This window comes from Pseudomonas arsenicoxydans (genome assembly GCF_900103875.1).
In the GTDB taxonomy this organism is placed as follows: Bacteria; Pseudomonadota; Gammaproteobacteria; order Pseudomonadales; family Pseudomonadaceae; genus Aquipseudomonas; species Aquipseudomonas arsenicoxydans.
In genome coordinates this window covers 1,145,177-1,170,440 of sequence record NZ_LT629705.1, presented here as the reverse complement: position 1 = coordinate 1,170,440, position 25,264 = coordinate 1,145,177, and the positions used below count along the sequence as shown (strand labels likewise).

19 protein-coding genes are annotated in these 25,264 nt (G+C 59.2%); 13 read left to right on the top strand and 6 right to left on the bottom strand.

Going from position 1 to position 25,264, the window contains the following annotated elements; translation table 11 throughout:
- Nucleotides 1-84 precede the first annotated feature (84 nt).
- From BLQ41_RS05220 to BLQ41_RS05195, 6 genes are all read left to right on the top strand, one after another.
- Nucleotides 85-1,536 (top strand): alanine/glycine:cation symporter family protein, encoded by a 1,452-nt coding sequence (locus BLQ41_RS05220; protein WP_090177828.1) that lies wholly within the window; start codon nt 85-87, stop codon nt 1,534-1,536.
- A gap of 98 nt (nt 1,537-1,634) precedes the next feature.
- On the top strand, nt 1,635-2,639 hold the full coding sequence (locus tag BLQ41_RS05215; RefSeq protein WP_090177825.1) for an asparaginase: 1,005 nt from the start codon (nt 1,635-1,637) through the stop codon (nt 2,637-2,639).
- Between the two features lie 168 nt (nt 2,640-2,807).
- Nucleotides 2,808-3,806, top strand: coding sequence for an AraC family transcriptional regulator (locus tag BLQ41_RS05210; protein WP_090177822.1), 999 nt, complete (start codon nt 2,808-2,810; stop codon nt 3,804-3,806).
- A 180-nt stretch (nt 3,807-3,986) separates the two neighbouring features.
- Nucleotides 3,987-5,018, top strand: a complete 1,032-nt coding sequence (locus BLQ41_RS05205) for a histone deacetylase family protein (protein ID WP_090177819.1) — start codon at nt 3,987-3,989, stop codon at nt 5,016-5,018.
- 12 nt (nt 5,019-5,030) lie between these two features.
- Nucleotides 5,031-6,131: a polyamine ABC transporter substrate-binding protein gene (locus tag BLQ41_RS05200; RefSeq protein ID WP_090177816.1), complete on the top strand. Its 1,101-nt coding sequence runs from the start codon at nt 5,031-5,033 to the stop codon at nt 6,129-6,131.
- Nucleotides 6,132-6,279: 148 nt separating this feature from the next.
- Complete coding sequence (locus BLQ41_RS05195; RefSeq protein WP_090177813.1) at nt 6,280-10,797, top strand: dermonecrotic toxin domain-containing protein; 4,518 nt, start codon at nt 6,280-6,282, stop codon at nt 10,795-10,797.
- 12 nt (nt 10,798-10,809) lie between these two features.
- Here BLQ41_RS05195 and pdxR read toward each other — a convergent pair whose 3' ends face one another.
- Nucleotides 10,810-12,357: a MocR-like pyridoxine biosynthesis transcription factor PdxR gene (pdxR, locus tag BLQ41_RS05190; RefSeq protein ID WP_090177808.1), complete on the bottom strand. Its 1,548-nt coding sequence runs from the start codon at nt 12,355-12,357 to the stop codon at nt 10,810-10,812.
- 91 nt (nt 12,358-12,448) lie between these two features.
- Here pdxR and BLQ41_RS05185 point away from each other — a divergent pair, with 91 nt between their 5' ends.
- Genes BLQ41_RS05185 through BLQ41_RS05175 form a run of 3 tightly spaced genes read left to right on the top strand, consistent with a single transcriptional unit; the run spans nt 12,449 to nt 14,218 of the window.
- Complete coding sequence (locus BLQ41_RS05185; RefSeq protein ID WP_090177804.1) at nt 12,449-13,072, top strand: FMN-binding negative transcriptional regulator; 624 nt, start codon at nt 12,449-12,451, stop codon at nt 13,070-13,072.
- A gap of 10 nt (nt 13,073-13,082) precedes the next feature.
- Nucleotides 13,083-13,529: a GNAT family N-acetyltransferase gene (locus BLQ41_RS05180; protein ID WP_090177800.1), complete on the top strand. Its 447-nt coding sequence runs from the start codon at nt 13,083-13,085 to the stop codon at nt 13,527-13,529.
- Between the two features lie 17 nt (nt 13,530-13,546).
- Nucleotides 13,547-14,218, top strand: coding sequence for a GNAT family N-acetyltransferase (locus BLQ41_RS05175; RefSeq protein ID WP_090177796.1), 672 nt, complete (start codon nt 13,547-13,549; stop codon nt 14,216-14,218).
- A 56-nt stretch (nt 14,219-14,274) separates the two neighbouring features.
- On the opposite strand, the gene BLQ41_RS05170 is transcribed toward BLQ41_RS05175, so the two are convergent.
- Nucleotides 14,275-15,174, bottom strand: a complete 900-nt coding sequence (locus BLQ41_RS05170) for a homocysteine S-methyltransferase family protein (protein WP_090177792.1) — start codon at nt 15,172-15,174, stop codon at nt 14,275-14,277.
- A gap of 112 nt (nt 15,175-15,286) precedes the next feature.
- Here BLQ41_RS05170 and BLQ41_RS05165 point away from each other — a divergent pair, with 112 nt between their 5' ends.
- The 3 genes from BLQ41_RS05165 (at nt 15,287) to BLQ41_RS05155 (ending at nt 19,402) form a co-directional block, all read left to right on the top strand.
- Nucleotides 15,287-16,108 carry an ABC transporter substrate-binding protein gene (locus BLQ41_RS05165; protein WP_090177789.1) on the top strand — a complete coding sequence of 274 codons (822 nt, stop codon included), beginning with the start codon at nt 15,287-15,289 and terminating at the stop codon, nt 16,106-16,108.
- Nucleotides 16,105-16,941, top strand: coding sequence for an amino acid ABC transporter permease (locus BLQ41_RS05160; protein WP_090177788.1), 837 nt, complete (start codon nt 16,105-16,107; stop codon nt 16,939-16,941). Before BLQ41_RS05165 ends, BLQ41_RS05160 begins: the two co-directional genes overlap by 4 nt.
- A gap of 241 nt (nt 16,942-17,182) precedes the next feature.
- Nucleotides 17,183-19,402 carry an autotransporter outer membrane beta-barrel domain-containing protein gene (locus BLQ41_RS05155; protein ID WP_090177784.1) on the top strand — a complete coding sequence of 740 codons (2,220 nt, stop codon included), beginning with the start codon at nt 17,183-17,185 and terminating at the stop codon, nt 19,400-19,402.
- A gap of 75 nt (nt 19,403-19,477) precedes the next feature.
- Here the strand turns inward: BLQ41_RS05155 and oadA are convergent, their stop codons facing one another.
- Together oadA and BLQ41_RS05145 are read right to left on the bottom strand one after the other, a co-directional pair.
- Complete coding sequence (gene oadA, locus BLQ41_RS05150) at nt 19,478-21,301, bottom strand: sodium-extruding oxaloacetate decarboxylase subunit alpha (RefSeq protein WP_090177780.1); 1,824 nt, start codon at nt 21,299-21,301, stop codon at nt 19,478-19,480.
- Between the two features lie 11 nt (nt 21,302-21,312).
- The gene (locus BLQ41_RS05145; RefSeq protein WP_046030798.1) at nt 21,313-22,728 is read right to left on the bottom strand and encodes an acetyl-CoA carboxylase biotin carboxylase subunit; all 1,416 of its coding nucleotides are present in this window, start codon (nt 22,726-22,728) and stop codon (nt 21,313-21,315) included.
- Between the two features lie 190 nt (nt 22,729-22,918).
- Here BLQ41_RS05145 and BLQ41_RS05140 point away from each other — a divergent pair, with 190 nt between their 5' ends.
- Nucleotides 22,919-23,881, top strand: coding sequence for a LysR family transcriptional regulator (locus BLQ41_RS05140; protein ID WP_090177777.1), 963 nt, complete (start codon nt 22,919-22,921; stop codon nt 23,879-23,881).
- Here BLQ41_RS05140 and BLQ41_RS05135 read toward each other — a convergent pair.
- Together BLQ41_RS05135 and hexR are read right to left on the bottom strand one after the other, a co-directional pair.
- Nucleotides 23,823-24,035, bottom strand: a complete 213-nt coding sequence (locus BLQ41_RS05135) for a PA3496 family putative envelope integrity protein (protein WP_090177774.1) — start codon at nt 24,033-24,035, stop codon at nt 23,823-23,825. The two genes, BLQ41_RS05140 and BLQ41_RS05135, sit on opposite strands and share 59 nt — an antisense overlap.
- 225 nt (nt 24,036-24,260) lie before the next feature.
- Nucleotides 24,261-25,127 (bottom strand): transcriptional regulator HexR, encoded by an 867-nt coding sequence (gene hexR / locus BLQ41_RS05130; protein ID WP_008027445.1) that lies wholly within the window; start codon nt 25,125-25,127, stop codon nt 24,261-24,263.
- Nucleotides 25,128-25,264: the final 137 nt, after the last annotated feature.

The window sequence follows — 25,264 nt, the reverse complement described above, 5'->3', positions numbered from 1 at the left end:
TGTCTTGCCAAGTGCAAACCGGTGTAACGCGATGTTTCGACTCGTCCAGCATTTGCCTAAACAAAAAACAGCGAGGAATAATCCATGCTCGAAGTCATCAACGACTTCCTCTCAGGGAAAGTACTGATCGTGCTCATTGTCGGGCTCGGTAGCTACTTCACGATCCGCTCGCGTTTCGTTCAACTGCGTCACTTCTTCCACATGTTCTCGGTGTTCCGCGACAGCCTCAAAAGCAGCGCCGGGCAACTCAGTTCATTCCAGGCCCTGATGCTCAGCCTCGCTGGCCGCGTTGGTGCGGGCAACATCGCCGGTGTCGGCATCGCCGTGACCCTGGGTGGTCCGGGTGCAGTCTTCTGGATGTGGGTGACCGCGCTGGTCGGCATGTCCAGCAGCTTCTTCGAATGCTCCCTTGGTCAGCTGTATAAACGCGCCGATGCCGATGGCACCTACCGTGGCGGTCCGTCCTATTACATCCAGCACGGTCTGCAGAAACGCTGGTTGGGCATGATCATGGCCTTCCTGTTGCTGGTGACCTTCGGCTTTGCCTTCAACGGCCTGCAATCCCACGCCGTGACTCACTCGCTGAACAACGCGTTTGGCCTCGACACCACCTGGACCGGCCTGGCCCTGGCGGTATTGCTGGGCATGGTATTCATTGGCGGCATCAAGCGTATCGCCAAGGTCGCTGACCTGCTGGTACCGGTGAAAACCCTGGTGTACATCGGCGTGACCCTCTACGTGATCGTGCTGCAATTCGACCATGTTCCGGGCATGTTGATGACCATCGTCAAAAGCGCCTTCGGCCTGGATCAAGCCTTCGGCGGCCTGATCGGCAGCGCCATCGTCATGGGCGTGAAGCGTGGCGTGTTTGCCAACGAAGCCGGTTTAGGCAGTGCGCCGAACGTGGCCGCCGTAGCCTCGGTAGAACACCCGGTGGCACAAGGTGTGGTTCAGGCTTTCAGCGTGTTCCTCGACACCTTCGTGATCTGCACCTGCACCGCGTTACTGATTCTTTTGTCGGGTTTCTATACCCCAGGCTTTGAAGGCGATGGCATTGCCCTGACCCAGAACTCGCTGGCCGCCGTGGTCGGTGACTGGGGCCGTAGTTTCATCTCCGTGGCCTTGTCGTTGTTCGTGTTCACTTCGATCCTCTACAACTACTACCTGGGCGAGAGCAACCTGCGCTTCCTGATCGGTGAAAACCGCAAGGCGCTGATCGGCTATCGCGCACTGGTGCTGGTGTTGATCTTCTGGGGTGCGATCGAAAACCTCGGCACGGTGTTCGCCTTCGCCGACATCACCATGACTCTGCTGGCGTTTGTGAACCTGATTGCGCTGTTCCTGCTGTTCAAGGTCGGCATGCGCATCCTGCGCGACTACGATGACCAGCGCGCGGCCGGCATCAAGACACCTGTGTTCGATTCCAGCAAGTTCCCGGATCTGGACCTGGACTTGAAAGCCTGGCCTGCCAATCCGCCCGCTGCCACTCCCAAGGCCGCAGCAGAGCCGCAAGGCGTACCCGCAGCGCAACGCTGATCGGTAAAAACCCGGGCGCCCCTCTGCGCCCGGCGTGACACAGCGTGCGGCCGGCGTCATGCTCGGCCGCATGCTGTCATCGTTCTCGGAGAACCCCCATGAATTCCTCGACCTATCCTGCCGCCCAGCACGTCATGGTGCTCTACACCGGTGGCACCATCGGCATGCAGGCCAGCGCCAACGGCCTGGCCCCGGCTTCCGGTTTTGAAGCGCGGATGCGTGACTACCTGCACAGCCAGCCTGACCTGGTGGTGCCGCAGTGGCGCTTTCGTGAAATGTCGCCGCTGATCGACAGCGCCAACATGTCTCCAGCCTATTGGCAGCAGCTGCGTGAAGCGGTGGTCGACGCCGTTGATGTTCAAGGCTGCGACAGCGTGCTGATTTTGCATGGCACCGACACCTTGGCTTACAGCGCAGCGGCCATGAGCTTTCAGTTGCTCGGCCTGCATGCCCGCGTGGTGTTTACCGGCTCGATGCTGCCTGCCGGCGTGACCGACAGCGATGCCTGGGAAAACCTCAGCGGCGCGCTGGTTGCGCTGGGCCAAGGCCTGCCACCGGGCGTTCATCTGTATTTCCATGGTGAATTGCTGGACCCGACCCGCTGCGCGAAAGTGCGCAGTTTCGGGCGTCATCCATTCAAGCGGCTTGAGCGTCAAGGCGGCGGTGTGAAGGCCACTTCGCTGCCGACGCAATTGACCTACAACCAACCGAAGCAACTGGCCAAGGTCGCCGTGCTGCCGCTGTTTCCCGGCATCGGCGCCGAACAGCTGGACGGTGTGTTGAACAGTGGCATTCAAGGCCTGGTGCTGGAGTGTTACGGCAGTGGCACGGGGCCGAGCGACAACCCCGAGTTTCTCGCCAGCCTTGAGCGGGCGCGGAACAAAGGCGTTGTGGTGGTGGCGGTGACGCAGTGCCACGAAGGTGGCGTTGAGCTGGACGTGTATGAGGCCGGCAGCCGCTTGCGTGGTGCTGGCGTACTGTCGGGTGGCGGCATGACCCGCGAGGCAGCGTTCGGCAAGTTGCATGGGTTGCTGGGCACCGGACTGGATACCGCTGAAGTACGCCGACTCATAGAGCTCGACCTCTGCGGCGAACTGAGCTGACACACCACGCCCCTGTAGGAGCTGTCGAGTGAAACGAGGCTGCGATCTTTTGATCTTGTTTTTTCAAGGGCAAAAGATCGCAGCCTCGTTTCACTCGACAGCTCCTACAGGTTTTGCGCTCGGCATATAACTTGCTGCGTTCCAGTCATTCCACGGCTGGAACCACCCATGCTCCACTCCCACCTCACCACACTCAACGCTGTCTCACTGGTGCTCAACACCTTCAAGGCCGAAGGCCTGTCCAGCGAAGCGCTGCTCGCCGGTAGCGGCATCAGCGCGGCGGATCTGAGCCGGGCGGACACGCGCATCACCACCAACCAGGAGATGCAGGTCTGCGCCAACGCGGTCGCGCTCAAGCGAGACATTGGCCTGGAACTGGGGCGGCGGATGCATGTTTCCTCCTACGGCATCCTCGGTTATGCGCTGCTCACCAGTGCCACCTTCGGTGACGCATTACGGCTGGCGATGCGTTATCCGGCGCTGTTGGGAACACTTTTCGAGTTGAGCCTGGAAAGCGACGGCGAGCGCGTCTGGTTCGTGGCCGCCGACTACCGGGAGAATCCGGCGCTTGCCGTCTTCAATGCCGAATTTTGCCTGGTGTCCTTGAAAGTCATCTGCGACGACTTGATCGGGCATCCGCTGCCGTTGCTGGCGGCACGCTTCGAACATGCCGCCCCTGACTATGAGGCGACCTACGCGGAGCACTTCGACTGCCCGCTGCACTTTGAGGCGCAGGACAACGCCTTTGCCTTCGACAAACGCTGGCTCGACCTTCCCTTGCCGCTCGCCGACGTCATCACCCACCAGGCCATGGCCGATCGCTGTCGCAAACAAAACACTGAGTTCACCGGGCGTCAGGCGTGGCTGGGGCGAATTCGCCAACTCCTCAGCACCCAACTCAATGCAGCGCCCGGACTTGAAGGATTGGCCGAGCAGATGAATTGTTCAGCGCGAACCTTGCGTCGGCATCTCAAGGACCTGGGGTGCAGTTACCAGGAATTGCTCGACGAACTCAGGTTTGAACAAGCCAAACATATGCTGTGTGAAGACCGGATGCCGATCTACCGGATCGCCGAGGCGCTGGGCTTCAGCGAGACCGCCAGTTTCCGCCATGCCTTTGTGCGCTGGAGCGGTGTCGCGCCGAGTCAGTTCAGGCCACACGGATAACCCGCCCCCACAGGCTCAACAGTCAATGCGCTGATCCGGGGCACCATCGCGCCAATAAGGGGCGAATTTCGGTCATGTATTTTGGCCATATTTATCCCCTTTTGGCCTTTCCTGCCGTTCTCCGAATCGCGCCGCGCCGCAAGACTGTGTTCAACCGAATCAGCCTGCGGAGAACAAGAAATGCTGACGATCTACTCGGACGATCACCACCTGCACCACGGCCGTTGTGAATTGATGGACGGGCAATTGATGCCCTGCTTCGAGATGCCCTCGCGTGCCGACCATGTGTTGCAACGTGTGCAAAACCAGAACCTGGGCCCGGTCCAGGCGCCACAGGATTTCGGCCTCGATCCAATTGCGCGCATCCACAGCCGCGACTACCTCGACTTCTTCAAAGGTGCCTGGGCACGCTGGACCGAATTCAACACCGACGGCGACTTGCTGCCCTACACCTGGCCAGCTCGCACCTTGCGCCGGATTCTGCCGACCAGCCTGCACGGCCAGCTCGGTTATTACAGCTTCGACGGCGGCGCCCCGATCACCGCCGGCACCTGGCAAGCGGCGTACAGCGCAGCGCAAGTTGCCCTCACCGCACAAGCCGCCATTCAGAACGGCGCCCGCAGTGCCTTCGCCCTGTGCCGTCCGCCGGGACACCATGCCGCCAGCGATTTGATGGGCGGTTATTGCTACCTCAACAACGCCGCCATCGCCGCTCAGGCCTTCCTCGATCAAGGCCATAAAAAGATCGCGATTCTCGACGTCGATTATCACCACGGCAACGGCACGCAATCGATTTTCTATGAGCGCAGCGATGTGCTCTTCACCTCGATCCACGGCCATCCTGAAGCCGAATTCCCGTTCTTCCTCGGCTATGAAGACGAGCTGGGTGAAGGCGCCGGTGAAGGCTTCAACTTCAACTACCCTTTGCCCGCCGGCAGCGGGTGGGACAGCTGGAGCGCAGCGCTGGAACAAGCCTGCAAGGAAATCGAGAAATACGGCGCCGACATCGTCGTCGTGTCCCTGGGCGTCGACACGTTCAAGGACGACCCCATCTCCCAATTCAAGCTCGACAGCCCGGATTACCTGGCGATGGGCGAGCGCATCGCGGGCCTCGGCAAGCCGACGTTGTTCGTGATGGAAGGCGGCTACGCCGTGGAAGAAATCGGCATCAATGCCGTGAATGTTCTCGAAGGTTTTGAAAGCGCCCAATGAGGAATTAGAACAATGAACAGACTCAAGCGTTTTATCGCCCCGGCACTGTGCGCCACAGTGCTTAGTGGCGCCGTCCATGCTGAAGAGCGAACGTTGCGCGTCTACAACTGGTTCGACTACATCACGCCCAAGGCCCTGGAGGATTTCAAGGCACAGAACACCCAGACCAAACTGGTCTATGACATCTTCGACACCAACGAAGCACTGGAAGCCAAGCTGCTGACCGGCAACTCGGGCTATGACGTGGTGGTGCCGTCCAACGTGTTCCTCGCCAAGCAGATCGAGGCCGGGGTGTTCCAGCCACTGGATCGCAGCAAACTGCCGAACTGGAACCACCTCGATCCCAAGCTGATGAAGCTGCTGGAAGGCAACGACCCGGGCAACAAATTCGCCGTACCCTACATGTACGGCACCATCCTGATCGGCTTCAACCCGGACAAGGTCAAAGCCGCCCTGGGTGACAACGCGCCAGTGGACAGCTGGGACCTGATCTTCAAGGAAGAGAACATCAGCAAACTCAAGCAGTGCGGCGTCGCCCTGCTCGATTCACCATCGGAGATCCTGCCGCTGGCCCTGCAACACCTTGGCCTTGACCCCAACAGCAAGAAGCCGGCGGACTACGACAAGGCTGAAGCGCTGTTGATGAAGATTCGTCCGTACATCACCTACTTCCATTCCTCCAAGTACATGGCCGACATCGCCAACGGAGACATCTGCGTCGCGGTCGGCTATTCCGGCAGCTTCTCCCAGGCCGCCAACCGCGCCAAGGAAGCCAAGAACGGCGTAGTCGTCGACATGCGTCTGCCAAAAGAGGGTGCGCCGATCTGGTTCGACATGCTCGCTATCCCTAAAGGCGCGAAGAATCCGGACGATGCCTACACCTTCATCAACTACCTGCTGCAACCGCAGGTGATCGCACCGGTTAGCGATTTCGTCGGCTACCCGAACCCGAACAAGGACGCCACGGAAATGGTCGACCCGGCCATTCGCAACAACCCGAACCTGTACCCGACCGCAACGGCGATGGGCACGCTCTACACCCTGCAACCGCTGCCGCGCGATGCCGAACGTGCGCGGACCCGGGCCTGGACCAAAATCAAGTCCGGGACCTGATTTGCCCTATCAAGATCAAAGACCCGCGCGATTGCGGGTCTTTTTTTGAAGGCATAAATAGTTACCACCCCCGGCTCCTGGCGCTCCATTACCGTTGGTGCAATCAAGAGGTTCTTCTTGTCCTCTTCCCTGCTCCAAGGTAGCCGTCATGAGCCATATCATTCCATCCGAGTCCCTGGATGACGCCACGCTTTTAGTAGAAAAAAGCGAGCTGATCGGGCAGACCAGTCACGGTCCTTTGCCGGATGAGGTCGCCTCACAGCTGTTGCGCCAGGCATTGGGAACGCTCTATCCGCAACTGAACATCGACCCGGACCAAACCACCATCGCTACACCGCAATGGAACGTCGTGAACGACCAGGTGGAAGCAGGCCCGATCGAATTCGAGTCACTGACCTTCACACTCTTGCAACACAGCCTGTTCGGGACAACAGCCAACTACCTTGAAGGGCAGCATTTCCTGACACTGGAACCCGACGTCAAGAACCCGGTTCACCTCGCGGTCAGCATCGAGGAAATTGCCAAGGTGCTGAACGACACAGCACCGCAGCTGTTCATCGAGCTGCAACGCCAGCAACTGGAATTCTGGAACCAGAAAGGCAGGAAAATGGCTCGCTGGCTGGAGCTCTCCGATTCGTTGCGCAAGGCACTGAACGTGCAGACGGTCAATGGCTGGGACGGCGATGAATGCGCCATGGCGCGTGAAGTATTCAACGAGCCCGATAGAGCCAGCCGTAAACATTCAATCAGCGATCTGTCGGCCATCCAGGCATGCCTGATCGATATTGATACCGTCGAAAACGAGGTCGCCAGCCATCTGTTGATCGGAGGCGCCCTGGTGCTCAGGGCCACCAGCGGTAAACGCGAATTGCTGGTGATGTACACGATCGAGCGCGGTTACGAGTCTTTCACTTCAATGGAACAATTGGGCGACTCGCTCCCCGCTCGCCTGGAAGAACAGCTGGCAGGACGCGCCCTCAGATGGCAGGTGTTCGAGCCTGACGGCAACGTCTTTGACCACATGGCCTGGGCGTTAGTGACGTCACAACTCGATGCCATAGACTCGATGAGATCCCTTGATGCGCCTGCCGGTGACGCCGTTTTGCCAGAGACCGGGCTGGATACCCTCGAATACGCTCGCTTCCAACAACTGAATTCGGCCATTCCCGACTGGTTACGCGAAGCATCGACAACCGACATTCAAGACTATGGTCGTTACATCAGCGCGCTGGGCATGCTCTACCGTGAACCGCACAGCAAGGCCGCCAGAGCCGAGATACCTTCCATTACCGACTACGCGCAACGCCTGATGCGTGAAGCGATCATCGCGGATACACGCGCCATAGGGGCCGCGAGCCTGCCGCTGGATGATTTGCGGATCCGCGTCACCAGCAGCTTCACCACTGATAACCTGACGCTGCCCAATCCCCTCGACCAGCGCATCGAAACCCTGGCCGACTTCGCGCTGGAAAACGAGGCGCCTTACATGGCGACGGCTTTTTTCATCCGCGACCATCCGCTGCCGCAATGGCTGACGCCTGCGTTTCTCTCCAGCCTGGCGGCGCAGGTCAACATCGGCCAAGCGTACCCCGCACTGATCAAACGCAAACTGATCGATGACCCCATCGAATCCCGTCGCCAGGAAACCTTCTACTGCGATCAATTGCGCTTGCTGTTGCCGCTTTTGGCGCTTGAGGGCAAGGTCAAACAAGAGGCGGGGATCGATGAACACGGCTATCGATACGTCAGGGAACTGCTTGACCCCGACAGCGAAAAAACCAGGTCCATTGCCATCTACCCACTCACGATGACACCGCAACATCGCTTGATCAGCGCCAGCGACACGGTCGCAAACATGTTCATCATCAGCCCTCGAAATGCCCACAGCGGCCCTTGTCTGCTTTATCGCCCAATGCTGGACCAGCCCTTGTTGCAGTTTCCCTCCAGGCAAAACCTGCTGTACGCGCTGCACCAACCCGGCGAACTCAGGGACTCGTTACTGGCATGGCTGCCCGACAAAACCCTGAGCTTTGAATACGCTCAGTCTGTTTTCCCGGTGGGCCTGCCTTCCCCCTGGCTGGTGGCCGAACAGTTGGTCAATCCATTGCAGCGCGCGAACCGGTTCGGGCGCGTGGTGTTCGAGAGTGAAGAGATCACCGGCAACGTCCTTTCGATGCTGTTCAAGAGCAATGCGCAGGCATTGGTTGATCTGGCTGACCGCCAGTCACAATCGAATGCCGAACGACGCTGGAGCCTGCTCAAAGACAGCAGTTGGGCTTTGTTCAACGCAGCATCGAATGTTCTCAGCGGAGCCGTCGGAACGGCGGTCTGGGTATGGCAGAGCATCAATGAGATCCAGCAGGCGCTCGACGCCAGCGACAAGGGCGACAGCTTTATCGTATGGACTTCCGTCTCGGACATTCTCCTGACCCGGGGCATTATCCTCAGCCATCACGCCGTGCTGCGGCGCAAGACGTTATCAGGCAAAACACGGCGTTCGACGGAGAAAGAAATCACGCCGAAAATCGAGCCTGGCGCCATTACCTTCAACCCCGTCCCGCTGTCCTCGGAACTAGCTCCGGAGCACTACTCCTCACTTGAAGTCGCGGGTGCAGTGCCACGTCGCACACCTGCGGCGCTGGGCGCCTGGCTGGATACATTCAAAGTCCCGGCAATCGATATCGCTGACGAGAACGTGACGCAGGTAAACGAAGCGCCTCCCCATCTCTACCAGCTCGACGATAAACAGTTTGCCCAGGTCGGCGACCGTTGGTTCCAGGTCCTGGTCAACGGCGACGAACAGGCTTACATCGTCGACCCCAGTCGCCTCAGCCGAACCGGCCCGCCGCTGGTTCATAACAGCAAAGGGCAATGGTTTATCGATCTGCGGTTACGCCTGCGAGGGGGGGCCGGGAATGTGTTCAGCAAACCCCAGGTCGCCGCTGGCGAGGTGCGTAAACATGAATTGGACAAGGTTCTGGAAACCTTCAAAAACCAGGAAACGCTGAGCGAAACCGAGCTGACAGCGATGCAAACCGACATTCAGAAAGCCGATAGCAAAGACTACGATCGCTTGTGCGAGGCTTACACGCAAAAACTGGATACAACCATCGCCGGGTATCAGAAGGTGTTGGAGCAGTTGCAGGAATGGCGCACGTTGGGTGGAACGAAGAACTATGTCTACGACCTGCTGCGCATGAGCACCCTGCTGCAAAAGAATCTCGCGCTGTGGTTTGTCATCAAGAAAAGCCAGTATGCCCAAGCCACCCACATGCTGAGCAACTCAAGTCAGTCAGATCCAATGCCGCTAGGGACCTACATCAGCAGGATCGAGCAGGCGATCGACTTGAGCCACGAAATGGTCGAAAAACTGGCACTGTCGGGCTCGACGCTTGAGGGTATGCGCGCAGCAGGACGAGCCGGTATTGAGCAATCACTAAAAATAAGGAAACTCACGCCCTCCTTCACTGCCCTGGATCTCAAAGCCAATGAAATCGGCATGGCGCAGGAGTTGTGCATTCAAGAGCAAGCCAGCCCGATGATGTCCCAGGCTCGAGACGCCGTCGGCAAGATTGTCGTGAGTGCCGCCCACGCCGCGAATCAAGTGCTGGACCTCATAAAAGCGGCTGATACCCCTCACCCTTTGCAGGTGCCTGTGGAAGTGATGAGCCGTTTGGTCGAAGCGTTCGCCGATGCCGATCAGCGTATTCAGGAACTGCCTGTCACCTACCCAGGCTTGGTCAAGCAACCCCGGCTTAATGATCTGCGAGCGCTTATTGCCGAGTTCGAACAACTGGCACAGGACCGACTCCAGGCGTTGTTGCCAGAGCCGCAGGTGGTGCGAAAACCGGCAGAGCGAGGACAGCAGGGGCCTTCAAGGCAAACGGTCAAAGTGCACAAGACCCGGCCGCGCGCGCCCACCCGGACTGAAGTGGAAACTACTACGGACGAGCCCATCAAGCCCATCGCGTTGACCCGCCAATTGCCACCCTCGGCCCTGGATGACAACCAGATTATCGAGGCCGCCATTGAACTGAACCTCAATACTCGTGAGTTCATCACCCAAACGCGCAAGGATGCCCTGCGTCCAAGGCGCATACCCGCCGACATGCAGGATGTATTTGACCAACAGGCACTCAAGCTGGAACAGGGTGCCAGCCAGGTGGATCGGGCCATCATCCGGATCAACAAAGCAGGTGGCCCCCCTGCTCCAATCGCCACGCTCAGCTTGGAACTGCGGGAGGCGGCACGCCAGATACGTCAAGAAGGTGTCGAGGTGCGAGCGCGCCTGTACCAAAAGCGCAAGCCGACACAAAGCGCCTTCAAATGGCTGCATGAGAACCGACAGGTTGAGATCCGTCGCGACGAACGAGGACGCATCCAGACCAAAGGCTTAGGCGACGTGTTTCAGGAATACCGGATTCTCGACAAGGCAAACAACCTGGTGTTTTGGGTGGCGCATTTTCACTATGACGCCCTCGATAGCCCTGCGGATAACCCCACCGCGGCACACTTGAAAGTCGCGGATGATTTTCTCAAGACCCTCGCCCCGGAACAGCAGCACATCTTGAGCAGCGTAGAGCCGATTGATGGCGTGCTGCGCAAACTACTCGACCCGGACCTGCGCCAACTGTTTCTGGGTCTGGAACCAAAGACCGAGACATGAGGTACCGCGTGATTAACGCCAGACCTTTTCCAGGCGTGCGAGCGCTGCGTTGATCGCCGCTTCGGGCACAGCGGCGAAGCCCAGGACAAGGCCAGCGCGCTGGTCCACCGGTGTTTGTGTATCGGGCAGCCAGTAGCTGCTCAGTGCATTGATCTCGACATCGACACTGGCGGCTTGCTCGATCAGTTCGCGTTCGCGAGCTTGCGAGTTGACCGCCACCGTCAGGTGCAAGCCTGCGGCAACACTCGGCAGGCTGCCAATGCCGGGGATGTTTTGGGGCCAACCGGCCAGCAAGGTGTTGCGCCGGCCAAGGGCCGCACGGCGCATGCGACGGATGTGTCGCTGAAAGTGCCCTGCCCCCATGAACTCGGCCATCACCGCCTGGGTGCTCACTTCAGAATGTCGAACATCCACTGCCCGACGTTGTGAGAAAGCCTGAACCAGGCCGGGTGGCAGCACCAGATAACCCAGTCTCAATGCCGGGAATGCAACCTTGCCAAAGGTCCCGACATACAGCACCCGCCCCTGCCGATCGAGGGCCGCCAACGGTGCCAACGGCGCGCCGCTGTAACGGTATTCACCGTCGTAGTCGTCCTCGACGATCCAGCCTTGGGTACGTTCGGCCCAGGCCAGCAATTCAAGGCGTCGCGCCAGGCTCATCACCACGCCGGTCGGGTATTGATGCGACGGCGTCACATAAGCCAGACGACAATCACTAAGCGCGTTCAATTCGGTGCAATCGATGCCCTCGGCGTCCACCGCCACACCATGCAAACGCGCCCCGGCCACCGCGAACGCATGCCCCGCCGCCCGATACCCCGGATTTTCAATCGCGACGCCATCGCCAGGCTCTACCAGCAGCTGTGCACAAAGGCTAATCCCCTGTTGCGCGCCACTGGTGATCACTATTTGCTCAGCCGAGCATTGCATGCCCCGGGAGCTGCGCAAGTACGCGGCGATCATGCCGCGCAAACGCGCATCCCCTGCCGGATCGCCGTAACACAGTTGCTGCAGATCCGGTTTTCGCCAGAAAGCCGCATTCAGCTTGGCCCAGACCTCGAAAGGAAACAGATCGAACGCCGGAACGCCGACCCGAAATGCCCGGGGAGGACCACTCGGCGGCAGCGCCAAATGATTCTTTTCAACGCGCCCTAAAGGCCCGCTGTGGATAACTTTACTGGATGAAACCACAGGCAAATCCAGCCAATTTGTGGATAAGGTTGTGGGTAACCCTGTTGACAACCCTGTGGATACTTTTGTGGATAGTTTTTTCGTCGGGAGTGCGGCTTGCGGCAATTGCGCCACGTAAGTTCCGTCGCCGACACGCCCTTCGATAAACCCTTCTGCGTACAGCTGATCGTAGGCACGGACCACGCTGTTGCGGGAAATCGCCAGCGCAGTCGCCAGATCCCGACTGGCCGGCAATCGTGTGCCGCTGGCCAGTCGTCCGTCCAGCACCCGCAGGCGCAACGCCTGATAAAGCTGGCGGCTCAAGCCCTGGCGACGATCGAGTTCGATACCGGCGGGGTTGAATGAAAGAGAAAGCGGCGCCTGGCTCATGACAATGGACCCACGAAATTGGTCATTAATGGCTCTTACAACAGACCAATAGCCTGCCTAGGATGCAGACATTCGCCAAGGAATTTTTTCTATGTACAACCCAAACGGCTTTGCCATCAAAGATGTGGATGAACTGCACCAGCAGATACTCGGCACCCGCCTCGCCATGGTAATTACCCACGGTGAGCAAGGCCTGCAGGCCAGTCATCTGCCGTTGCTCTTTCGCCCTGACGAAGGCCCCAATGGCACCCTCTACGGCCACTTCGCCCGGGCCAATCCGCAGTGGAAAGAATTGCAGGACGGGGCCGAGGCGCTGGTGATTTTTGCCGGTGCCGATGCCTACGTCAGTCCGGGATTTTACCCGAGCAAAGCCGAACACGGCAAAGTCGTGCCCACCTGGAACTACGTTGCCGTCCACGCTTACGGCACGGCCGAAGTGTTCAGCGATGCCGATCGTCTGCTTGGCCTGGTCAGCTCGCTGACCGATCGCCACGAGGCCGGCCGCGCACAGCCGTGGAAAGTGGCGGATGCGCCCGCCGACTACATCGACGGCATGCTCAAAGCCATCGTCGGGTTTGCCCTGCCGATCCAGCGCCTGGAAGGCAAACGCAAGCTCAGCCAGAACCGCAGCACCGCAGACATCGCTGGCGTGCGCGAAGGCCTCGCCGCCAGCCCTGACGTCCACGACCAAGCCCTCGCCCACTTGATGCGTTAAGGAAATGAACATGAGTCAGATTGAAATTCGCCAGGTGACCGCCGACGAACACGCTGCCTGGTTGCCGCTGTGGCAAGCCTACCTGCGCTTCTACAACACCGAGTTGCCGGAGGCGGTTACGCACAGCACCTGGCAGCGCATGCTCGACCGCAACGAACCGACTCATTCGGCCTTGGCGTGGCTCGATGGCAAGGCGGTCGGCATGGTGAACTTCATCTACCATCGCTCGAACTGGAGCATTGAAAACTCCTGCTACCTTCAAGACTTGTTGGTAGTGCCGGAAACCCGCGGCACCGGCGTCGGGCGAAAGTTGATCGAATTCGTTTACGCCACCGCCAAAGAGGATGGCTGCTGCAAAGTCCATTGGCTGACCCACGAGACCAACGCGACCGCGATCCAGCTCTACGAGCGCATCGCCGAACGCCCCGGTTTCATCCAGTTTCGCAAAGCCCTTTAACGTTCAAGGAGAACAACATGTCGACTTCACTCGCTAACTGGACAGGCGTCCCGGCGCCATCGGTTCAAACCCTCGAAGGGCGTTTCATCCGCCTGGAGAAACTCGACCCGGCGCGTCACGCCGATGGTTTGTGGAAAGCCCTGCAAGGCCCGGGCTCAGACCCGAAACTCTGGGACTATTTGCCGTACGGGCCTTTTCCTGAGCGCAGCGCGTTCAACGACTGGCTGAACAATCATGCGGCCAACAGCGACCCGTATTTCTTCAGCGTGATTGATCGGGCAAGCGGTGAGGTGCAGGGCATCCTCAGTCTGATGTCGATTGTTCCTGCTCAGGGTCGCATTGAAATCGGCCATGTAACCTTCGGCGCGCCGATGCAGCGCTCGCCAAAAAGTACCGAGGCGATTTACCTGCTGGCCAAGGAGTCGTTCGCACTGGGTTACCGACGCCTGGAATGGAAGTGCAACAACGGCAACGCCCGCTCCAAGTACGCAGCGGAGCGCTTGGGGTTCAGTTTTGAAGGTGTGTTCCGCCAGCACATGGTGGTCAAGGGACAGAACCGGGACACGGCGTGGTACTCGATTCTGGACTCGGAATGGCCGGCGATTGGCGCGGGGTTCGAGCGCTGGTTGAGCGATGAGAATCAGACGGAGTCGGGGCAGGTGAAAACCCTTGCCGAGTGCCGCACCTGACGATCATTCCCACGCTCTGCGTGGGAAAGCATCCCGGGGCGGACTCGGGGGCGATCTTAGGCGAGTTTCTGGGCCAACACTGCGATGTGCTCCGGCCCGATCCCGCAGCAACCTCCCAAATGGCTGGCGCCGCGTTCTTGCCAGTCCGCCGCCCACTGCAGATAACCTGGCGGATCAAGGTCTTCGCGCAGCGGATCAAGACCGTCGTTGGCAGTGGCCTCCTTCGGTTGCGGCGGGAAGGCATTGGCGTACGCGCCAATGTGAATCTTCACCCCCAAACGCTCGAAGGTTTCCCTCGCCGCATCAATTGCAGCGCCGATGACTTCTGGCTGGCTGCAGTTGAACAACAATGTCTCGACACCCAGCTCGGCAGCCGCCTCAGCCGCTTCAGCAACCGGTTCCCCGGAACGTAAACGCGGCACTTCGTCCGTGTCTTCATCCTTCAAGGTAAACGACAGCCAAAACGGTTTGCCGTCCTTCGGCAGACCCGCGTGAATCGCCCGCGCCTCGATAATCGAGCTTTGGGTTTCAGCCAGCCACAGGTCGACATGCGGTGCCAGCCCCTTAACCAGTGGGTCCAGCAATTCAGTCACCCGGGCAGCGTTGAACAGATCCGGACGGTAAGAGCCGAACAGTGGCGGTAATGAACCCGCGACCCGCACAGGCTTGCCCGCGGCATCGACGGCACGTCGGGCCAACTCACCGGCGAGCGCTGCCAGGGCCTGACCTTCAGCGGCAAAACGCTCTTCGCCGATGTGAAACGGCACCACCGCATAGCTGTTGCTGGTGATGACGTCCGCGCCAGATTCGATATAAGCCGCATGCACCGCTTCCACTGCTTGCGGCGCTTCGCTCAAGGCCAGTGCCGACCATTCCGGCTGTCTGAACGGCGCCCCTCGGCGTTGCAACTCACGACCCATGCCGCCATCCAGAATTACTGTGTTCGCTGCGCCCATATGCTTTTTACTCATATGCTTATGAAAATAACTCACTACCAGAGTCGCCCTTATAACTATTTAATACGCACCATCCGGTTAATAACAACCATTTTTTTAGCAGGGATCGATTGTGAAAATTCAACCACTACTGGCCCTGGGCCTGACGATTCTGGCTGCCTCTACCCAAGCCTTTGCCGGCGACACGCTGGATCGCATCGAGCAAAAGAAAGAACTAGTGGGCGTGTTGATGGAAAGCTATCCACCCTTCTCGTTTCTGAATGAGCAGAACCAGCTCGCCGGTTTCGACGTTGATGTCGCCAAAGCCGTGGCGGATAAACTGGGCGTCAAACTGCGCCTCGAAACCCCGTCGTGGGATGTCATCGCCGCCGGCCGCTGGAGCGGGCGCTACGACATTTGCGTCTGCTCGATGACCCCGAGCAAGGCCCGCGCCGAGGTCTTCGATTTCCCGGTCGAGTACTACGCTTCGCCAGCGGTGATCGTGGTCAACGCCAAGGACGACAGCATCCACAGCGCCAAAGACCTGAGTGGCAAGAAAGTCGGCCTTACCAGCGCCTCCAGCTATGAAAGTTATCTGAATAAAAACCTGGTGATTGAAGGCGCCGAAGACACCCAATTGCAGTATCCGTTTGAAGATGTGCAGATCGCGCCGTATGACACCGATAACGTAGCGTTCCAGGACTTGGCGCTGGGCGCAGGCGTGCGGCTCGATGCGATCCTCACCAATCTCGTCACCGCGCAACCACGTCTGACCGAAGACAAACGCTTCAAACTGGCCGGCGAGCCGCTGTATTCGGAACCCAACTCGGTCGCCATCGAAAAGGGCGATGCACAGTGGGACGCCAAGGTGCGTGAAGTCTTTGCGCAACTGAAACAGGACGGCACCCTGAGCAAGCTCTCGCAAAAATGGATCGGCGCCGACATCAGCAAATGACTTCTTTCCCGACACCACCTCAGCCACCACAACCGGTGGCTGAATCCCGGCTGCGGCGAATCTTCGGCTTTCGCACGCGGCTATACCTGACGTGGGCGGCGATGTTGGGTTTGTTCGCCAGTTTCTTCCTGAGCTTCGACCTGAAGTTCTCGATCATCCTCGACAAACTGCCCAACCTGATCGGCCTGCACCTGGCGCCAAACGGCTTTCTGCAAGGCGCGGCGCTGACACTGTTTTTGTGCCTGTGCTCAATCGTGACGTCGTCGCTGCTGGGTTTCATTACCGCTCTGGCGCGACTGTCGAAAAGCGCCGTGGCCTTCGGGATTGCAAGTTTCTACGCCTCGTTCTTTCGCGGCACGCCGCTGCTGATCCAGATCCTGCTGATCTACCTGGGCCTGCCGCAACTCGGCATCGTCCCGGGCGCCATCGCCGCCGGCATCATCGCGCTGTCGTTGAACTACGGCGCCTACCTCAGCGAAATCTTCCGCGCCGGCATCCTCGGCGTTCCCCACGGCCAACGCGAGGCCTCCCTGGCGCTGGGCATGCGTGAAACCGTAATTTTCTGGCGCGTCACCCTGCCCCAGGCCATGCGCACCATCATTCCGCCCACCACCAATCAATTCATCTCCATGCTCAAGGACTCGTCACTGATCTCGGTGATGGGCGTTTGGGAAGTGATGTTTTTGGCGCAGTCGTATGGACGGTCGAGCTATCGGTACATCGAAATGCTGACGACCGCGGCGGTGATTTATTGGGTGATGTCGATTGGGCTGGAGCTGTTACAGGCGAGGATGGAGCGGCATTACGGGAAGGCGTATTTACAGCGCAGCTAGGGGTATCGCCAGGTGATTGGACGGTGGGAAATCAGTTTCTGATTTTGTGATAGCCGGTAATGTCTCGGTGAGTTGTAAGAAACGTCGTCGATTCCACTGGCTAAAAACCGCTGTTACTCGGCGACTCGTCATTTTCGACACCACGATTTGACAACACCTGCACACCCGCCAGAACCGCCTGACATCGGCAATCAAGCGCTCTCTTTAGAGTTTTGCCTCTTATCAATAGAGGCAAAACTCAATGTTCACTCAACACAGATTCCGTCCACACCACTTGGCGCTGGCCATTGCGCTGGCAGTGGGTTGCGTTGATTTTTCTTTCGCCGAGCAGACGTCCGTCGATGCCGGCACTCCTTCTTCTGAAACACCGGAGCAGCTCATCGGACAGCTCGAGGCTTTTATCAGCCACGCCGACACCATCAAGACCTCCATCACCAGAGCAGTCGATGGAAATAATCGGGCTTTCAGCGAAGGAAATGACCTTGTCATAGTCACTGGCCGGGGAGCCCTCACCGGCACGGTAGACGGTCGTGGCGGGACCAATTTCCTGCAACTTGATACGGCAAGTGGCGGCACGTTGGGCGAGAGTCGCAACTTCGAAGGCCTGGAACTCAAACGAAGCACGTGGACCGTGAACAGCCTAAATGACTTCAAAACGGGGGTATGGGTGCGCCCCAAAGCGACCCTCATAAATGATGGGGGTGTCGAAGGAGGAGCGTTGATCCAGGGTTCTCTTGTCAACACAGGCGAGATCGGAGGCGGCGTAACGGTGCAGTCAGGAGGCACCCTGACCAACTCGGGGACTGTCATGGGCGAGGTTCTTGTTGATGAAAAAGGGGCTTTCGCCGGCAATGGTCGAGTCGGGGGCTTGCAGGTCAACGGCAGGTTCTCCGTCGACAAGATTCACGGTGCACCGACAGTGTCGGGCGACCTGAGGCTTTCCAAAACGGCCGAACTGACCTACGAGGTCGACGCCGACCGCAACAGTGCAACGGTTATAGTCGACGGCACCGCCAGTCTGGGGGGCGCCACGCTGAACATCGTTGCGTCACCGGGCGACTATCCATACGTCAGCGCAAACACCATTCTTTTAGCCAATAGAGTCGAAGGGGAATTTGGAAAGGTCCTCAATAACCTTGCGTTTTTAACGCCCAAGGTTGAATACGAAGAGCAGAAAGTCGATCTGATCTTGACCCGTAACGACGTGCCTATCGAGGCTTTCGCAATCACCGAGAACGGGGAGGAATTCGCCCAAAGCGTTGAAGAGCCGATCGACATACCGCAAGCAGAGACTTCATCTGACGTCGCCCCCCTCTTCGCTGAAACCCCGACGCCACCCATAGCCGCTGATACGCCGGTCACCGCTTCAGCACCTGCGACAGCAGCACATCCCGCCCCTTCGCCAGCAAAACCCTCCACGCCCACAAACGTCGCTGTCGCCGCACTTCTCGGCACCGATATTCAAACCGCCTCTCATGCCATCGAACAACTGGCCGGCAGCAACAATGCCAACCTCGCGAAGGCGACACTCAACAGCGACAGCCCAATCAGCACAACCCTGCTCTCAGCCATGCGCCAAATGGACAGCGCAGCAGGCTTCGGCAATCAGAAGAACTCGCCGCGCACAGCCGCAGGCAATGAACAAAGCAGCAGAATCTGGTTGCAGGCACTAGGTCACGGCGGAACGCTGGATCGCGATTACGACCCTCTGAAACATTCCACCCATGGCTTGGTGCTGGGCGCCGATTGGCACATCGATGGGCAATGGCGCATCGGCGTGATGGCCGGCAAATCCGACACTCGCCTGGACAGCCGCGACCTCGACGGCGATCTCGACAGCTGGCATCTGGGCGCCTACGCCCAGCGCCAGAACGGTCCTGTGGCGCTGCGCCTGGGCGCGACCTACAGCAATCACGATGGCAGCACCAAACGCCGTGTTGCCTTCAACGGTTTCAGCGACCGCCCGCAAGGTCGTTACGATGCCAGCACCCAACAGGCCTTCGCTGAAGTGGCTTACAACCTGGGCCGTGCCAACGTCAGCATCGAACCGTTCGCCAGCCTGGGTTACCAGCGCTATCAGCGTGACGGCTACACCGAAAAAGGTGGCGCCGCAGCATTGAAGGTTGAGGGCCAGACTCAAAACAACCTGAACAGCACATTCGGCTTGCGGCTGGCGAAGCTCAACACCCTGGATAACGGCATGCAACTGACCCCACGATTCAGTGCCGGCTGGAAGCACACCTATGGGGATGTCTATATCGATACCCGTCAGCGATTGGTAACAGGCGGGAAAAACTACCGCGTTTACGGTGCACCGCTGGATCGGGACAGTTTGCTGGTCGATGCAGGTCTGGACCTTGGGCTGTCGGCGAACCATACGCTTGGTGTCGGCCTTAATGGTGAGTTCGGCACCGACAGCCGAAACCATGGCGTAACGGGTCAATGGCGGATGAATTTCTAAGCCACAAATCCCGGGCGAAAAAAAAGGGGAGCACATGCCCCCCCGAGGTTAAAGCGGTCAATCGAGGCTGTTAACTCAGCCTTCGATCTCGATCAGGATTTCGCCCGGATTCACCCGGTCGCCCTTGGCCACGTGGATGGCGGTGACTTTGCCGGCGATGGCCGATTGGACTTCGGTTTCCATCTTCATCGCTTCGGTGATCAGCACGGCTTGCCCGGCTTTCACGGTGTCGCCTTCCTTGACCAGCACGTCGACGATGTTGCCCGGCATGGTGGTGCTGACGTGGCCCGGTGCAGTGGCTTGCTTGCGCTTGCTGCTGCCGCCGCTGACGAATTCGTTGAGCGGTTCAAACACCACTTCTTCCGGCATGCCGTCGATGGACAGGTAGAAGTGACGCTTGCCTTCGGCCTTCACGCCAACACCGGTGATGTCGACGCGGTAGGTTTCGCCATGGACGTCGATGACGAACTCGGTCGGCACGCCTTCGCCACCGGCCGAGGCCACACCGCCCGCTTCGGGAATCGGCAACAGCACTTCCGGAGTCAGGGTGCCGGCAGCGCGCTCTTCGAGGAACTTGCGGCCGATGTCCGGGAACATGGCGTAGGTCAGCACGTCTTCTTCAGACTTGGCCACGGCACCGATTTCAGCGCGCAACTTGGCCATTTCAGGCTTCAGCAGGTCAGCTGGACGGACGTCGATCACCTCTTCGCTGCCGATCGCCTGGCGACGCAGTTTTTCGTTCACGGTGCCCGGCGCTTTACCGTAGCCGCCTTGCAGGTAGAGCTTCACTTCGTTGGTGATGGTCTTGTAGCGCTCGCCGGCCAGCACGTTGAAGAACGCCTGGGTGCCGACGATTTGCGAAGTCGGGGTCACCAGTGGCGGGAAGCCAAGGTCTTCACGAACGCGCGGGATTTCAGCCAGCACTTCGCCCATACGGTTCAGGGCGCCCTGCTCTTTCAACTGGTTGGCCAGGTTGGAAATCATCCCGCCCGGCACCTGGTTGACTTGAACGCGGGTGTCGACGGCGGTGAACTCGCTTTCGAACTGGTGGTATTTCTTGCGCACGGCGTAGAAGTACAGGCCGATCTCTTGCAGCAGTTCCAGATTCAGCCCGGTGTCGAACTCGGTGCCTTTCAGGGCGGCAACCATCGACTCGGTGCCGGGGTGGCTGGTGCCCGAGGCCATGCTGGAGATAGCGGTGTCGATATGATCAGCACCGTTCTCGATGGCCTTGAGTTGGCACATTGTGGCCAGGCCAGCAGTGTCGTGGGAGTGGATGAAGACCGGCAGCGACTGCTCGGACTTCAATGCCTTGACCAGTTCGCCGGTGGCGTAAGGCGTCAGCAAGCCAGCCATGTCCTTGATCGCGACCGAGTCGCAACCCATGGCTTCCATTTGCTTGGCTTGGGCCACAAAGGCCTCGATGGTGTGCACCGGGCTGGTGGTGTAAGCGATGGTGCCCTGGGCGTGTTTGCCAGCGGCTTTCACGGCTTCGATGGCCACGCGCAGGTTACGCACGTCGTTCATCGCGTCGAAGATGCGGAACACGTCGATGCCGTTGACCGCCGCTTTGGCAACGAAGGCTCTGACCACATCATCGCTGTAGTGGCGGTAGCCCAGCAGGTTCTGGCCACGCAGGAGCATTTGCAGGCGCGTGTTAGGCAACGCAGCGCGCAGCTGACGCAGGCGCTCCCACGGATCTTCTTTCAGGAAGCGTACGCAGGCGTCGAAGGTCGCGCCGCCCCAGCATTCCAGCGACCAGTAGCCGACTTTATCGAGCTTGTCGCAGATCGGCAGCATGTCTTCGGTGCGCATGCGGGTAGCGAGCAGCGATTGATGGGCGTCGCGCAGGACCGTGTCGGTTACGTGGATACGCTTTGTAGGTTGAGAGTTGCTCATTGTTCTTTTCCTCACAGGCCTGCGTGGGCGGCGATGGCGGCGGCGATGGCCAGGGCCAGCTCTTCGGGTTTGCGCTTGATCGAGTAGTTGGTCAGTTCAGGGTGGCTTTCAACGAAGCTGGTATTGAACTGGCCGCTACGGAATTCCGGGTTACGCAGGATTTCCTGGTAGTACGCGGCGGTGGTCTTGACCCCTTGCAGACGCATGTCGTCGAGGGCGCGCAAGCCACGGTCCATCGCTTCTTCCCAGGTCAACGCCCACACCACCAGTTTCAGGCACATCGAATCGTAGAACGGTGGAATGGTGTAGCCGGTGTAGATCGCCGTGTCGGTACGTACGCCAGGGCCGCCGGGGGCGTAGTAACGGGTGATCTTGCCGAAGCTCGGCAGGAAGTTGTTTTTTGGGTCTTCGGCGTTGATCCGGAATTGCAGCGCGAAACCGCGGTGCTGAATATCTTCCTGTTTCACCGAAAGCGGCAGGCCGGACGCAATGCGGATCTGCTCACGCACAATGTCGATGCCGGTGATTTCTTCGGTGATGGTGTGTTCCACCTGCACCCGGGTATTCATCTCCATGAAGTACACCTCGCCCTCGGCGAGCAGGAACTCCACGGTGCCGGCGTTCTCGTAACCCACGGCCTTGGCTGCACGCACCGACAGGTCACCGATATAGGCGCGCTGTTCCGGGGTCAGTTGCGGGCTCGGGGCGATTTCGATGAGCTTCTGGTTGCGGCGCTGGATCGAGCAATCACGCTCGAACAGATGCACCACGTTGCCAAAGCTGTCGCCGAGGATCTGCGCTTCAATGTGTTTCGGATTGACGATGCATTTTTCCAGGAACACTTCCGCAGAGCCGAAGGCCTTGGTGGCTTCGGAAATGACACGCGGGAAGGCTTGTTCGAGTTCTTCACGGCTGTCGCAGCGACGGATACCACGCCCACCACCACCGGAAGTCGCCTTGAGCATCACCGGATAACCGATACGGTCACCTTCGACCAAGGCTTCGGCGATGTCCGCAACGTTGCCTTCAGTGCCTGGAGTGACCGGTACGCCCGCCTTGATCATGCTGCGGCGCGCTTCGGTCTTGTCGCCCATGCGGCGAATCACTTCAGCCGATGGACCAATGAATTTGATGCCGCGCTCGGCGCAGATGTCTGCCAGCTCGGCGTTTTCCGAAAGGAATCCGTAACCAGGGTGCAGCGCATCGCAACCGGTTTCTACCGCCAGATTTACCAGCTTGCGCGCATTCAGGTAACCGGCCAATGGCTCGGCACCAATGCTGTGGGCCTCATCCGCGCGCTTCACATGCAAGGCATGGCGGTCGGCGTCGGAATAGATCGCGACCGAGCGAATGCCCATCTCGGCGCAGGCACGCACGATTCGTACGGCAATCTCACCACGGTTGGCGATCAGGATCTTTTTTATCACTTGGAGGTTCCCTTGAGCCGGTGGTACCCACGACCTGCTAGACCAGGTCGACGCGTGACTAAATGTTTCAATTTAGTCGCAGCCCCACACTAGCCCCCACAAGGGATTAACAAAAATGATTAATAATTGGGTTAGGCATAAGTAAAGACTTATAGTTGAGTCATCAGCCTGCGAGCAGAGACTACAAAAAATGCGTAAGTCCTTGATGCGTATGACATTGCGTCAATTGCAGATTTTCAATGAAGTCTGTGATTTGAGGTCCTACAGCCGTGCGGCCGACGAAATGTCGCTCACGCAACCGGCCGTCAGCCTACAGATTCGTCAACTCGAAGAGCTGATTGGCCAGCCTCTGTTCGACTATGTTGGCAAAAAACTCTACATGACAGAGGCGGCAGAAGCACTACAGCGAGCCAGTCGGGACATTTTCGGACGCCTGGAAAACCTCGATATGCAGCTTTCGGATATGCAAGGTTCGCTGCAGGGCCAGCTGAAACTGGCAATCGAATCCAGCGCCAAGTATTTCGTGCCGCACCTGTTCGCCGCGTTCAAGCGCCAGCATCCAGAAGTGAATCTGCAACTGACGGTGGTCAACCGAGGACAGGTGATCCGTCGACTGTCGGATAACCGCGACGACCTGGTGATCATGTCCATGGTGCCGCAAGACATGGGGCTGGAGTTTCTGCCGTTCCTCAACAACCCGATCGTGGCCGTGGCACCACCGGATCATCCGCTGTGCCACATGGGGCCTCTGCGCTTGCAGGACCTTGAGCCTTACACATTGCTGCTGCGCGAACCCGGCTCGGGAACGCGATTGGCGTGCGAAGAGTATTTCAAGGAAAAACGTGTGCACTTCAACCAGACGCAGGAGGTTTCCTCGGCTGAAGCCCAGCGTGAATGTGTGCTGGCGGGTCTGGGCGTCGCGCTGTTGACGCGCCACGCCCTGAACCTTGAGTTGGCGACCGGTGGATTGATCGAGCTGCCGGTCGAAGAACTGCCGCTGTATCGCAGCTGGTGCCTGGTGCAGGCCAAGGCCAAACGGCTGTCGCCGGTGGCCCACGCATTCCTTGCGTTTATCCGCAGCGAACGGGTGCAGATCAGCGCGTTGGTTGAGCGCTTCGACGGGAAATTGCGGGAGCTGCCTGCCAGTAGTTGAGTTCCAGATCGGCAGGAAGATCGCCGATCTCGGCCAGCAGCTGGCGGCGTTCGCAGCGGTCTTCGATGGCGCGGCGGAATTCCATGCGGCGCTGATCTTCCTGCTGACGACGGGTTTTGACGGCGCTGTTGCGTTCTTCGTAGGGCTGGGCCATTTCGAGTCTCCCAAGGCGATTACGGGAGTTTCAAGATAGGCGCGGGGGATGACGGTTTGGCGGCGGATGGATTACAGGGATGTGAATCTTCAGCGCTCTAGAGAACGCCATCGCGAGCAGGCTCGCTCCCACAGTTGACCGAGTTGTCCTGACGGACGCGGTCCACCTGTGGGAGCGAGCCCGCTCGCGATTAAGGTCGGAACGACCTTACGACGACGTCAGTCGTCAGTCATCCAGCGCTTTCACCGACTTGGGCGACAGCCGCAAGCTGCGAAGGCTGCGCTTGACGCTCTTGAGGTGATTGACCAGGCTCGGCCCGCGCGCCATGGCCACGCCCATCGCCAACACGTCGATCACCACCAGGTGGGCGATGCGCGACGTCAGCGGGGTGTAGATTTCAGTGTCTTCGTGCACATCGATCGCCAGGTTGACGGTCGACAGTTCGGCCAACGGTGTCTGGCTCGGGCATAAAGTGATCAGCGAGGCGCCGCTTTCGCGTACCAGGTTGGCGGTGATCAACAGATCCTTGGAGCGACCGGACTGAGAAATGCAGATCGCCACGTCGGTCGGTTTCAACGTCACCGCCGACATCGCCTGCATATGCGGATCGGAGTACGCCGCCGCCGTCAGCAGCAAGCGGAAGAATTTGTGCTGGGCATCCGCCGCCACCGCACCCGAAGCGCCAAAACCATAGAATTCGACGCGCTGGGCCTGGGACATCAGCGACACGGCCCGTTGCAATTCCACCGGGTCGAGCTTCTCGCGAACCTCCATCAGGGTGTGCAGGGTGGTGTCGAAGATTTTCAGGCTGTAGTCGGCGACCGAATCGTCTTCATGGATGGCGAACTGACCGAAGCTCGCGCCCGCCGCAAGGCTTTGCGCCAGTTTCAATTTCAAGTCCTGGAAACCCGAGCAACCGATGGCACGGCAGAAGCGCACGATGGTCGGCTCGCTGATGCCCACGCTATGGGCCAGGTCGGCCATCGAGCTGTGCATCACCGCCGCCGGATCAAGCAGCACGTGGTCGGCGACCTTGAGCTCCGACTTGCGTAAGAGGTGGCGTGACTGGGCGATGTGTTGCAGCAGATTCAAAGGGCTGGACTCTTTGTTATTGGCAGGTGCCGGGGATGTAGCAAGCTTGTAGTTATACTACATGAATCGGCTTTTTGCCTGCCCAATGCGTAACTCGATATCCCCATTCCACGCCACATACGCTTCATGTAGCCCTT

What these genes read in the sequence shown, in the direction of transcription:
- BLQ41_RS05220 (WP_090177828.1), top strand. Translation starts at nt 85, where the DNA reads ATGCTCGAAGTCATCAACGACTTCCTCTCAGGGAAAGTACTGATCGTG.
- BLQ41_RS05215 (WP_090177825.1), top strand. Translation starts at nt 1,635, where the DNA reads ATGAATTCCTCGACCTATCCTGCCGCCCAGCACGTCATGGTGCTCTAC.
- BLQ41_RS05210 (WP_090177822.1), top strand. Translation starts at nt 2,808, where the DNA reads ATGCTCCACTCCCACCTCACCACACTCAACGCTGTCTCACTGGTGCTC.
- BLQ41_RS05205 (WP_090177819.1), top strand. Translation starts at nt 3,987, where the DNA reads ATGCTGACGATCTACTCGGACGATCACCACCTGCACCACGGCCGTTGT.
- BLQ41_RS05200 (WP_090177816.1), top strand. Translation starts at nt 5,031, where the DNA reads ATGAACAGACTCAAGCGTTTTATCGCCCCGGCACTGTGCGCCACAGTG.
- BLQ41_RS05195 (WP_090177813.1), top strand. Translation starts at nt 6,280, where the DNA reads ATGAGCCATATCATTCCATCCGAGTCCCTGGATGACGCCACGCTTTTA.
- pdxR (WP_090177808.1), bottom strand. Translation starts at nt 12,357, where the DNA reads ATGAGCCAGGCGCCGCTTTCTCTTTCATTCAACCCCGCCGGTATCGAA.
- BLQ41_RS05185 (WP_090177804.1), top strand. Translation starts at nt 12,449, where the DNA reads ATGTACAACCCAAACGGCTTTGCCATCAAAGATGTGGATGAACTGCAC.
- BLQ41_RS05180 (WP_090177800.1), top strand. Translation starts at nt 13,083, where the DNA reads ATGAGTCAGATTGAAATTCGCCAGGTGACCGCCGACGAACACGCTGCC.
- BLQ41_RS05175 (WP_090177796.1), top strand. Translation starts at nt 13,547, where the DNA reads ATGTCGACTTCACTCGCTAACTGGACAGGCGTCCCGGCGCCATCGGTT.
- BLQ41_RS05170 (WP_090177792.1), bottom strand. Translation starts at nt 15,174, where the DNA reads ATGGGCGCAGCGAACACAGTAATTCTGGATGGCGGCATGGGTCGTGAG.
- BLQ41_RS05160 (WP_090177788.1), top strand. Translation starts at nt 16,105, where the DNA reads ATGACTTCTTTCCCGACACCACCTCAGCCACCACAACCGGTGGCTGAA.
- BLQ41_RS05155 (WP_090177784.1), top strand. Translation starts at nt 17,183, where the DNA reads ATGTTCACTCAACACAGATTCCGTCCACACCACTTGGCGCTGGCCATT.
- oadA (WP_090177780.1), bottom strand. Translation starts at nt 21,301, where the DNA reads ATGAGCAACTCTCAACCTACAAAGCGTATCCACGTAACCGACACGGTC.
- BLQ41_RS05140 (WP_090177777.1), top strand. Translation starts at nt 22,919, where the DNA reads ATGCGTAAGTCCTTGATGCGTATGACATTGCGTCAATTGCAGATTTTC.
- BLQ41_RS05135 (WP_090177774.1), bottom strand. Translation starts at nt 24,035, where the DNA reads ATGGCCCAGCCCTACGAAGAACGCAACAGCGCCGTCAAAACCCGTCGT.